The 10,711-nt window shown below is 56.6% G+C and carries 12 protein-coding genes and 2 pseudogenes; 7 read left to right on the plus strand and 7 right to left on the minus strand.

The features are described 5' to 3' along the window. Positions 1-5 precede the first annotated feature (5 nt). The 6 genes from FHR87_RS17095 to FHR87_RS17120 all read right to left on the minus strand — a co-directional run bounded on the left by FHR87_RS17095 (position 6) and on the right by FHR87_RS17120 (position 5,610). The gene (locus tag FHR87_RS17095; RefSeq protein ID WP_183167953.1) at positions 6-911 is read right to left on the minus strand and encodes a transporter; all 906 of its coding nucleotides are present in this window, start codon (positions 909-911) and stop codon (positions 6-8) included. Between the two features lies 1 nt (position 912). Then, positions 913-2,325, minus strand: a complete 1,413-nt coding sequence (locus FHR87_RS17100; protein WP_183167954.1) for a DUF1254 domain-containing protein — start codon at positions 2,323-2,325, stop codon at positions 913-915. 34 nt (positions 2,326-2,359) lie between these two features. Further along, a complete protein-coding gene (locus FHR87_RS17105) occupies positions 2,360-3,775 on the minus strand; it encodes a DUF1254 domain-containing protein (protein WP_338021269.1) in 1,416 nt (471 codons plus the stop codon). Between the two features lie 42 nt (positions 3,776-3,817). Then, the gene (locus tag FHR87_RS17110) at positions 3,818-4,612 is read right to left on the minus strand and encodes a hypothetical protein (protein ID WP_183167957.1); all 795 of its coding nucleotides are present in this window, start codon (positions 4,610-4,612) and stop codon (positions 3,818-3,820) included. A gap of 64 nt (positions 4,613-4,676) precedes the next feature. Further along, positions 4,677-5,081 (minus strand): hypothetical protein, encoded by a 405-nt coding sequence (locus FHR87_RS17115; protein ID WP_183167958.1) that lies wholly within the window; start codon positions 5,079-5,081, stop codon positions 4,677-4,679. A gap of 190 nt (positions 5,082-5,271) precedes the next feature. Continuing rightward, positions 5,272-5,610, minus strand: coding sequence for a GH32 C-terminal domain-containing protein (locus FHR87_RS17120; protein WP_183167960.1), 339 nt, complete (start codon positions 5,608-5,610; stop codon positions 5,272-5,274). 251 nt (positions 5,611-5,861) lie between these two features. Between FHR87_RS17120 and FHR87_RS17125 the strand changes: the two genes are divergently transcribed. Next, positions 5,862-6,191, plus strand: a complete 330-nt coding sequence (locus FHR87_RS17125) for a DUF2388 domain-containing protein (protein WP_246336084.1) — start codon at positions 5,862-5,864, stop codon at positions 6,189-6,191. A gap of 426 nt (positions 6,192-6,617) precedes the next feature. Here the strand turns inward: FHR87_RS17125 and FHR87_RS17130 are convergent, their stop codons facing one another. After that, positions 6,618-7,286 carry a DUF3313 domain-containing protein gene (locus FHR87_RS17130; RefSeq protein WP_183167962.1) on the minus strand — a complete coding sequence of 223 codons (669 nt, stop codon included), beginning with the start codon at positions 7,284-7,286 and terminating at the stop codon, positions 6,618-6,620. Positions 7,287-7,451: 165 nt separating this feature from the next. Here FHR87_RS17130 and FHR87_RS19685 point away from each other — a divergent pair. From FHR87_RS19685 to FHR87_RS17160, 6 genes and pseudogenes are all read left to right on the plus strand, one after another. Further along, positions 7,452-7,559: pseudogene (locus tag FHR87_RS19685) on the plus strand (IS5-like element ISLpl3 family transposase); the annotation flags it as partial. Positions 7,560-7,577: 18 nt separating this feature from the next. Next, positions 7,578-7,911 (plus strand): annotated as a pseudogene (locus FHR87_RS19690) (helix-turn-helix domain-containing protein); the annotation flags it as partial. 309 nt (positions 7,912-8,220) lie between these two features. After that, positions 8,221-8,481 carry a helix-turn-helix domain-containing protein gene (locus tag FHR87_RS17145; protein WP_183167963.1) on the plus strand — a complete coding sequence of 87 codons (261 nt, stop codon included), beginning with the start codon at positions 8,221-8,223 and terminating at the stop codon, positions 8,479-8,481. Continuing rightward, complete coding sequence (locus FHR87_RS17150) at positions 8,478-9,029, plus strand: lytic transglycosylase domain-containing protein (protein WP_183167965.1); 552 nt, start codon at positions 8,478-8,480, stop codon at positions 9,027-9,029. Before FHR87_RS17145 ends, FHR87_RS17150 begins: the two co-directional genes overlap by 4 nt. Next, a complete protein-coding gene (locus FHR87_RS17155; protein ID WP_183167966.1) occupies positions 9,026-9,646 on the plus strand; it encodes a hypothetical protein in 621 nt (206 codons plus the stop codon). The genes FHR87_RS17150 and FHR87_RS17155 overlap by 4 nt, the downstream gene beginning before the upstream one ends. 14 nt (positions 9,647-9,660) lie before the next feature. Beyond that, entirely contained in the window at positions 9,661-10,227 is a 567-nt protein-coding gene (locus tag FHR87_RS17160; RefSeq protein ID WP_183167967.1) for a FlhC family transcriptional regulator, read from the plus strand. Positions 10,228-10,711: the final 484 nt, after the last annotated feature.

A 10,711-nucleotide genomic window follows, 5' to 3' on the forward strand; every position in this document is an offset into this window, starting at 1 on the left:
GTCCTCTACCAGACGTACTGCAGACGAAAAGTCCAGGTCTCGACATCGGCCGAGCCGGATTGCTTGGAGACAGTGTCGCTATAGGCCACCAGCCCGCCGAACTGCGGCGAGAGCATGAAACCCAGGCTGGCACCGAGCAGAGTGTTTTCCTGTTCATTGTGCTGGTTGACACCTTCGATCTTGGTTTCACCGCCCTTGCTCCAGGTGGCATCCAGCGACACCCACAGGGCACGGTTGAGGGTGTAGCTGTAGTGCCCTTCGATGGCGAATATCGGCCGCTGTTCGAGTTTGCGGTCGCGGAGATAGTCGTCGTTGTCGCCATACAACGAGAGCCAGGTATTGACTTCCAGCCAGGTCGGGCCGATAGGGTGACCGAAGGCCAGCTCCGGTTTGACCACCCAGCGGTTGGCGCCGATGTTGATCACGCGATCCTGGTCGTAGTCGCCGTTCGGAACGGTGAGGGTGATCGCACCGCTGAAGAAAGTGCCGGGTTGCCAACTGGAAAACGCTTCCTGGGTCAGCGCCGGGCCGCCGAAGAAGTTGTGGGCGAAGATAATTTGAGTATCACCCATGCCCCCATTCTTGCGGGTGCCGGTGAAGAAGCGGGCGTGATCGAAAGAAGCGTCGACGTCGGCGTAAGGCTGGATGATCTGGATGGCGGAGTTGCGCCCGGCCAGGTCGAAGGAGTACGCATAGCGCAGCAGGTAAAGATCCGCATTCAGCGACAGGCCATCGATGGGCAGGCTGGTATTGATGGTAGTGTTGGTATTTATGTCGTTGTAGTAGCCGAACACCATGTTCAGATTGATCGGTACGTTCTGCCAGTCACGCGCATTGTCGGCCAGGGTCAGCAACGGTAGGGAGGCCAGGCTGAAGGCACCTAGCCGGCGCAGGTAGGTAGCGTGACACATATCAGCGCCCCCCTTTTTCGGTAGGCGTCAGCAATGGCAACTGCCATTGCCCACTGGCCAATTCCGGCCCGGGCATGTAGATGCGCAACACGCCGTAGAACGGGCCGTTGGGCGCCGGTAGCCAGTTGCTTTGCTTGTCCTGGCCTGGGGATCGATGCTGCACGTACAGGGTCAGGCCGCCGTCGGCATCCTTCTTCAGGCTGTCGTACATGCGCGAATTGATCAGGTAGCGATTCAGCGGGTTGTCCACCAGCAGCTTGCTCTTGCCGTCGTACAGGGTCAGTGACCAGAAGGCTTTGGCTGGCGGCAGGGCACCTTTGGCGAAGTGCAAGGTGTAGTCGTGCGTCGCGGCATTGGCCGGTTGGCCCTTGCTGTCGACGAAATAGCCGATGTAGCTGGCTTCCTCGGCCGAGTTGCCGAAGATACCCATGTTAGCTCCGGCATAGCGGTAGAGATAATTGTTCTTCAGGTGCTCGCGGGTACCGAACAAGGCCCCGCTGTCCACCTTGCGGGTATCCACCTGTGCTTTTTTGAAGCGGGTGAATTCGGCCTGGCCATCAGCAATGCCGTCCTGCAGAGCCTTGAATTGCTCGACGCTGAGTTTACGCTCGTCGAAATGCAGGCCGGGCCCGACGTCGATTCTGGCGAAGCGCTGCATCAATGCGGTTTCGCTGGGATGAGTAGGGGCGAAGGTGAGGAGGAAATCGAGATAGCGGAACAGCGCCGGAGTTGCCGTCATATCCGCCTGCGGTCTGGGCCAGTCCACCGCCGGCACCGGTTTTGGTGCTGGCTGGCCGGAGAAGGCGGAAAGTCCCTGTACCTGGTAGCCGGCCTGGATCTTTTTCACCTGCGCCAAATCCTGCTCATCGAACAATTGAGTGCGATAGAGCGCATAAACGAGGTTGGACTCGCTGCGAATCAGCTTGTCGACATTGGCCGGTTTCTCGCCCTTCCAGTCGGGCCCGGCGACCATGAAGGTGCCACCCTGGGTGCCGGTGGTGCGGCTGCCCAGGTAGGCGAAATTCTGGGTGTAAAGGTCGATCAACTGCACCGAGTAGTAGCGGTTCTTCTCTACCGGTGGCAGGGTCAGCACCAGCGGCTCGGCGCGCAGATCCATCCAGACGAAGGAGTAGGGCGTGTCCGAATTGGGAGTGATGATCGCCGTGTCCCTGGGGGTGAACACGTTAGCGGTATTACCGATGTGGTTGATAGGTGCCTTGTAGTTCGGTCCACCTTGCTCCACCGCCTGGGCGTAGAGGGTCTTGTACATTTCCACCGCCGGGTAGCCGTAGAGATAAGCCTCCCTGGCGATGGCCCGGGCGCTCTCAGGCGTTGCAGTGAACGCAGCGTGGGCACTGGTGACCAGTAGAGCCAGGCTGGCGCAGATGACACGGAAACTACCTGTTGCTTGCATGGGGCACATCCTCCGTTCGTTCGCTATTTCGGGTTCAATCGAGCCGATTGATGTCGTTGAGCTTCCAGCTCTTGTCGAAATAGGCCTCGGTCGGCGCATAAAGGCGGAAGTAGCTGAACCAGTGCCGGCCGGAAACCGTCTGCACCCAGTTGTTTTCGAAGCCCTTGGGCGCCTCGGGGCCGAAGTAGAGGTCCACCGAACCATCGGCGTTTTTCGCAAGATTCTGCCGTGAGGAGAGGTCGGCCTTGCGCTGCGGGTTGTCGATCAGGCAACGGGTGTCGGTGTCATACACGGTCATCGACCAGAACTGCCTGGCCGGCACGTTTGCCGGCACGTGCAGCTTGTAGGCCTTGCCACCGTCGAGCCAGTCACCGGCCTGGTCGGCATAGGCACCGAGGTAGGTCTGCCCCAGCCCTGGGGTCTTGCTTATCATTCCTTTGGTGTTGGTCACCGCCTCGTAGTACCAAGCAGTGCGCTCCCACAACTGGTCAAAATAGGCCACGCGCTGGCTGGGGTCGGCGATGTTCAGCACCAAGTCCCACCCTCGGTCGGGCCAATAGCGTGATTGCGGGAAACGCTTGGCGAAGCTATTGGCCTTGGCGATCAGTTCGCCGGCCTGCGCGCCTTCTTCAAGAAACGTGCGCTGGCGTTCGCCGGGGGCGAAGGGCTGGCCTTTCTCGATGCCGAGGCTGGCCAGCATGGCCATATAAAAACGGTCGCGCTCGGCCACCGGCTCATCTTGCAGAATGGCGTGTAGCCGTTCCCAGTAAGCCAGGCCGCGCGGCTGGCCGCCGTACCAATGTTTGCCACCCGGCGTTATCTGGCGGGTGGCCGGCGGTTCGGCACGCTGGGCATACGAATAGAGCTTGAACGCATCCACCAGAGCCTTGCCCCTGGCCGGATCGGGATCAAGCACGCGAAAGCCCACCATTACGTTCATCGTGCTGGCTTTCACTGGATAATAGCCCTTGGCCTCGGCGTCTTCCGGCGCTTCTTCTCCCGGTGGTAGCAACAGGTACTTGCCACCTTTGCCTTGATCCGGGCCGGTTTGGCCGAGGTCAATCACCGACCGCTGCCAGAAGTCGCCGATACCACCGGCAGTAGGACCGGCAGGCAAGTCAATGACCAACGGCCCAGTCTCCTTGAGGTCGATGAAACTGAGGATGTAGGGCGTGGTGGCATTGGCAGTGAGGATGCCAAGCTTGTCCTCATAGCTGTTGTAGATCACCAGGTCGCCGCTTCTGGCACCGAACGTTTTCTCGTGGACTTGCTGCCATTCGGCAAAGGCCACTATGGGCAGCGCCCAAAGATAGCTCTGGGTTGCCTGTTGAAAGTCGAGTTCGTCATAGAGCTGCCCCACGGCATCCTTGGCTGGCAGGTCGCCCTGCATTTCCAGAGTGCCGAAGCGGGTTTCCAGCGAGGTGCCATAAGCGCTACCCACTGCCAGCATCAAGGGTAGCAGGAGGCCGAGTTGTCCTTTCATGGTGAGTCCTTATCTACCGAAGGTGAAGTTCAGACCGGCGAACAGGGTGAATTCGGGCAGCCCCGCGCCTTTGTGATCCACGGTCCATTGCGGCTCAACGAAGAAGTTGTAGATGTTGTGGCCGACCTTGCTGATCTTGCCGACACCGAAGCCGAGAGGAATGTAGTGGGTGTGGTTGTTCAGATCGAAAGTCCAGGTGCCGGTAGAACGCAGGTACCAGCCTTCGGGTAGGTTATGGATGAAGAAAGGCTGGAAAGTGGCGGTTTCCACGCGTTGACGGTCGCTGTCACCAGCGAAGGAGTGTTGGTATTGCACCAGAGCACCGAGCAGGCCACCCGGTGAGGCGTCTATGGCTACAGCGGCAAGGCCAGCTTGCCATTTGCCGGTGCCCAGCTCATCGTGCTCGGCGGTGGGTGCGGTGATCAACGGGCCGACGCCAAGTTGCACTCCCTTGAACGTGGATAGAAAGATGTCGAAGACGTTCAGGTCGCCAATGCCCGTGCTGTAGCCGCTGAGAGGATCGGGCCGAGTGCTGATGGGCAGGGTGGCGCGAAACAGTTGCGGCATGCCGATGAAATCACTGGGCGCGATCGGCAGAGTGCCGCGCAGTAGCAGGTCGTTGGTATGGGCATTGGTGTCATACAGCTCGGGGCTGTAGTAGTCCTGCAGGTTCAAGCTGGGTGCGAAGTTGAGCGGGTTGTTGCTCTTGTTCGCATCCTCGGCGTTGTCTGCCTGGACGGGTATGCAGGCAAACAACAGGACGGCTAGGGAAACGCTAATGCTGGGTAGGCGCTCTTGGTGCATTGGGACACCTTATTTTTCTTGAGCAACCCGCTGTACTGCTGAACGCAGCGGAGACGAAAGTTCGTTAATTCTTGTAGCGAATCACGATGCCTTTCAGTTTGCGGCCCTGGATGGTCTGGATATCCCGATCCCAGAGCGGCCCGCTGACGTAGGCAGCCACAGGTTGGATCTGGTCGTAGACCACTACCACGGCTTCGCCGCCGATCTTGGCAGCTTCTTCGCGCAGTTTTTGCTCGATTTCGTTTACCGGAGGCGACGGTTCAGTGCTGGCGTCGAGTACCACTTCGCCCAGACGATCATGCGGGCGGGTGGGCTCACTGCGCAGAACTTCGACGCTGGCCGGGCTGGTTGGCGAGATGTGTGGAGCACCGACGTATTCGGTGATATGCGCCTCAATATTGGCGCAAGCGCTCAAAAACAGCAGGGCGATGCCAGGAATAATTAATTGCAAATCATGGCCAAATTGCATATTGATTCTCTCGCTTACTTCTGTTAGCCAGAGATTAGTAGAGGTTTAAGGATTTGCCATATTGGGCAGATAGCGGAAAGTTGCCTGGGCGGGAAATAGCGGTGCTATCGGTGTTATTTTGGCAGCCCACGAGCCAGTGATGCGAGCGCAGAGTGCTGCATCCTGGCCTGGAAAACTCCACAGGGTCCGGTCAACTCCGGCGCACCGGCGGGGTGGGCGTGAGCGGGACGACGGTTATCGAGCGAATGACGGCGAGCCCGTCGAACGCCTCGGCGGTGATGCCGTTCGCGTCATTCGCGCCAGACACGACCGCACTCAGCGCATGCTCGTCGCCGTTCACGAACATTTCAACCGAAGTACGATCGACGATGATGTCGAGATCGACAACGCCGTCTCGCGGCCTAACGCGGATCGTGCGCCCGTGGCGATAGACCTCGGTCAGTTTATCAGCGATTGCATCGTGGTCGCGGACGATGAATGCCGTCTCGGTGGCGAAGTGCGTGCCGCCCGCCTTGAGTTTCAGTCGCACCTCCCGAGCCGGGTTGAGCGGATCTTACGTGATTGAAGCGTGCAACCGGTACGCGGCACCGCCCAGGTCTCGCCGTAGCCGATCAGAAGCTGCTTGATCTTGCAGGACGTTTTTACACAACCTGGAGCAGAAGGCAATCGCAAGTATCTGCGGAACCAGGTTCCGGTTCGAATTCAAAAACAAGTTTTAGCAATCTCTGTACCGCCAACTAAAATTCGAGATATAGGCGACTCGAAAATCCAGGAGCTACCATGTTGAATCGTTATGTATTCACAATCATCTGCATGGCCACTCTGCTGCAGGCTGGAGCGGCTTCGGCACTCAGTGTCACGATGACCACTGATTGGACTGCCGAGAAAGTCACCAATTCGGTGGAGGGTACATCTGACTTTACTTCGTCGTCCTTCAAGGATGACAAGGTTGTGCAAGAGGCCCGCGACGACGCTGCCTGCTTCGTCGCTAGCAATGGTGAGCAACGCGGCGTACGCCTGGAAGCCGCACTTGAACATATCCGCAACCTGGCACCACAGCTGGCTCAGGCCAGTGATTTGCAGCTGGCCCAAGCGATTCTGACGATCTGAAATAATGCATTGCTGATGTAACGCTACGACTCCTTGCTGCCGCAGAGAAAAGCAGTGAAAACCTACGGCAGCCCAACAGTTCAGGTCTACTTCAACCAGCTGCTGCCTCTGCCGAAGGCAGCTTGAAACCGCAGGCGATCCACTTATCAAATTCGGCTGCACTGTTCAAACGACTGGAGCCACTTCTAAGTTGAACATTTTTTATACTCGGCCGACTTGAGTCCTGTGCTCAACAATGATTGTAGTAGTGTACGTAGTCTCTCAACTCTGCCGGCATTCATCCCACTTGCGCTTGAATCGCCTGCGCGAGCAGAGCAGATATCCGTATCGAATTCTGAATCGCCCTTGGTTTCATAGACATCTCCGTCAACCGGTCAACAATGTGGTAAGTAAGCAGGAAGCACCTTTGAGCTCAGCCTGCTGAAATCACTTGGCCTTGAGCTTCAGGTAGGATTGATGCAGATCAGAGGCCCAGCCATCAAGAACCTTTCTCACATCTGCAACCTTCATGACTTGACTGTTGTTCTCCAAAGGCTCGCCAGCCCCCTTACGCACGACTTGCGCCACTACCCGGTTATTTTCTCCATCGATAAAGGCTGCTTCAGTGCCAATATTTGTTTCCTGATCACGGATGCCCGATGCAGCGCTGACTGCTGCAGCCACTAGAGCGATCGGAAGCACTTCATAAGGCTTCAGGCCTTCGGTTTTGCTGCTGACGGCAGTGATTGCCGGCCTAACGATGAGAGTTCTAGGCCCAGGTGATTTGGCCAGCGACAGTGATTTGCCAAGTTCACGTTTGAGCGCCTGATCATAATAGCTGGTGATGCCTTGCAAAGTACTTTGCGGAATTTTCTGAGTGGGTTGCGGCTTGGGATAAAGCTGGCTCGGCTCGACATAAAAACTGGTGTATTTGTTCAGATTCAACGTGGGATCGATCCAGCGCATCACAGCCGCACCGGAAGGCGATCTGCTTTCCTCTAACTGGCTATAGTCTTTGAGAAATCCAGAATATTCATCAGGCTGGGTTAGCTTGCTCGAACACCCCGTCAGCACTGAAGCGATATACAGCGAACTCATGAATAGCACAATTTTCATTCTGTAGCTCCTTTGGGAACGGGTGTTCCAAGCCCTGGCACACGATGCTGACAACGAATACTCAATGATCAATTCGACCATCGTCCGAGCGCATCAGCACAGTGCGGGTGCAAAAGGGGGGCACCGCAGGACATCGGGTGCAGCCGAGGCGGACTGAGCACCAAGATCCACGCTACGGTCGATGCACGGGGTAATCCCACTGGTTTCCACCTCACGCCAGATCAGGCGCACGATTTGGAGGGAACCCAAGCTCTACTAACCGGCACGGTGGCTGAAGCTGTGATCGCTGATCGTGCCTATGACGCCGGTGAGTGGGTAATCGAACCGTTGCAACAGGCCGGCAAGCAGGGGCTGAGTTATTCGGCGGCGTGTAAGATCATTGATCGATACGAGCAGGGTGGAATGGCCGCCCTGGCTCCGAAGACTCGTAGGTGACAAGCATGTGCTAACGGCAGAGCAAGAGCAGGCCTTGCGCGGCGTTATCTGCGATAAGCGTCCCGAACAGTTGAAAATGGACTTTGCCTTGTGGAGTCGTGTAGCAGTAATGCAACTAATCGAACGCGAGTATGGCGTGAGCCTGTCAGTACGCTCGGTGGGTAAGTATCTAGCCCGCTGGGACTTCACCCGATCCGTCGTGCATATGAGTAGTCCCCGCAGGCATTGTCTACGGGCGGCGCCATCCTGCTTAAACACAGCCCGATAGAAATCAGGCGTCCTTCTCGGACGCCTTTTTTTATATACCTATTTATAGGAAATAGCCTATATAGAGCTCACTTTATCAGCTGAGTACACTGTGTCATACATCACATAACGACAGAAAAATAACGTTTTTTTGTCAAAAAAATAACATAACACCTTGTCTAAAGTGGCCTAACGCCACTAGCCTGATTGCAGAATCAACCTCTATCAATTTCGTTCCCATTTGTAGAGCCACATGCCCGATATCGACCAGATTCCCGCTGACCCAGAAATCCGCCGGCAGTGGATAAAATACCAACTGAAAATCAGAGGGGCATCGCTGGCCAGCATTGCCCGGGAACACCAGGTTGATCGAAATATTCTGTCTACGGCTCTGAAACGGGGATCGCCGCGCTGGGATTACGAAATTGCCAAGGTGCTAGGGCTGACGCCTCAAAAACTCTGGCCTGAGCGCTATGACCAGAATGGTCTGCCGATCTGGAACCGACAAAAATGAGGGTGTTTTCCCCCAGCCTGCTGGCGACAGCAGTAGTCGCGTTCGCTCTAACGACAACGTACGCCTTTGGATTCGATTTAGCGGGTAGCGTTTTTGATCGGGCGGGGCGTCAGGCCGGGATAGACCCGCGGCTTTTATATGCTGTCGCGTTGGGGGAATCGGCGTTTGGCCAGGGTAACGGCAGCGTTGGTCCGCATCCCTGGACCCTGAGAGCGCCCGATCGTCCGGTCTATTCTCAGTCCCGCGCTGATGCAGAGGCCGCTCTGCGAGCGCTTATCGAGCGCCACGGATTGATGATCGATGTCGGCCTGATGCAGATCAATCTGCACTGGCATAGACGAAACATCACTGATCCCACCGCGCTGCTCGATCCTGCCGTCAATCTGCAGACAGGCGCCAAAATCCTCGCGCAAACCATTGCCTCAGCACCCGGTGATCTCGAACTTGGGATCGGCCGCTACCACAACTGGCGCGATGAGAGTCGGGCTCGAAACTATGGCAGCCGCATCCTGGCGATCCTCCGCAACCTTGAGAATCTGAAACCATGAGTGAACAGGAACAAAATCGATCGACAGTCGATCAGTTGGATGCGCGAGCGCAGGCCCTGCATAACCAGAGACCGGATCGAGATTTGAGAGAGCTGGACATCCTCCTGTGGGGCACACTGCATCAGCTGTGCTGGGGCGGACGCGAGTCCGTCAGCGAGCGATTTGTAGTCGATGAGCTGGCTATAAATGCCATCAGCCAGGCGTCGATCCAATCGATTTCAAAACTGGCATCGGGTTGTCTGCTCGGGTTTCGCCTGGTCAATGAGGGCCAGATCATCCGGCAATTGGAGCAGGTTTACAGCCCGATTCAGTTGGCTCATACCTCAGCCAATCAGATCGACGAGCAGTACTGGCTGCAGTTGCATCGGCTGGCCAATGAGGACCTGGCCCATGCGGAAATCGCGTTTGGTGTATCGCCCAAACTGGCCCGATATGTAGCCAGAGCCTCGGTATGCCAGCTCCGAATCATGAGCGCTCGGATACCCGCCCGCTTTGCATTGCGTTTTGATAGCGACACGATCGAACGAATCCTCAGTCACAGTCGTGGCATGAAGGAAGCCAGGTTACTGCGCATTCGCCTGATCCAACAGGCGTTTCGCGTTCGCAGACTTCAATAATAAGGGAGCTGGAAATGGCCTCGAATATCTCGAACATGATGCTGGATCGATTTCTCCTCGCCCGTGAAATGGCGATCGCCGGTTATGTTTCACAGATCATCACGTTGGAAACGACGCTGAGCTATAAACAACTGCGTCGAGTCTATGATTCGATTAAAACCTCTGGTGTAGAACGGTGCCGTTCCGGTCGAGCAGTGCGTAGCGGCTCGACGATTATCCAGAGCAACCTCGACAAGCTGCAGGCCAGCATGCTCATGCAGCTCTACCGCACGATCGGTGGCGAGGACGTTTTGAAAAAAACGAATATTGACGCGCTTAATCAGGCCTACCGGATGTATTGCGCCCTGCGATACGAAATCCCAGGTTATGAGCACCGCAGCTTTCGCCAGCTCTCCATCACCGATGCCTGGTGTCTGGCAGATGAACTGCGATCCAATCTGGCCATGATCGAGCACTGTCCTTATTGCGATCTCGAGTTTTTCATGTCCACCAATGCTCGATTGGTCTCTACGCGCCAGGAATGTCCGTTTTGTAAACGACAGCCGCACGAGGAGGAAGAGATGAATGAAATTCATCCATGATGTTATAAAATTCGATATTTCAGCGTTTTTCCGCTCAAGTTGCCCAAAAAGGGCAACTCCGCGTGCCAGTTATTTGCCCGCTAGCTGCTAAGCTTTCCCGCCATAATCACCCGTAGCAGAGTGCTCTCGCCAGCGACTTTGCTCCGGTTTCAGCCCTCGCTAAAGGCCCCCAACATGACTTAGACAGGCATAGAAACGCAAAAAGCCCCGGTTTGCCGACCGGGGCTTTCCACTGAAGAGAACGGGTTGGACCTTTGACGAGAAGCAACAACCCAGACCAACGACTAACGATTTGGTGAGTCGAGTATGACTACGCCCGCGATTTTGTGCAAGCGTAAACCTTCGCTCTACCTCATCGCTCGACGAGCGAGGGGGCAATGGCGACGCAAGCGCATCCACGTCTAAATCCCGCTTCCCCTGCTGCCGGCCTGCACGCCAAGGCCCGTCCCGATCCTGGTCATTCCGCCCAGCGACGTACCCTGTC

Source organism: Azomonas macrocytogenes (assembly GCF_014191985.1).
Classification (GTDB): Bacteria; Pseudomonadota; Gammaproteobacteria; order Pseudomonadales; family Pseudomonadaceae; genus Azomonas; species Azomonas macrocytogenes.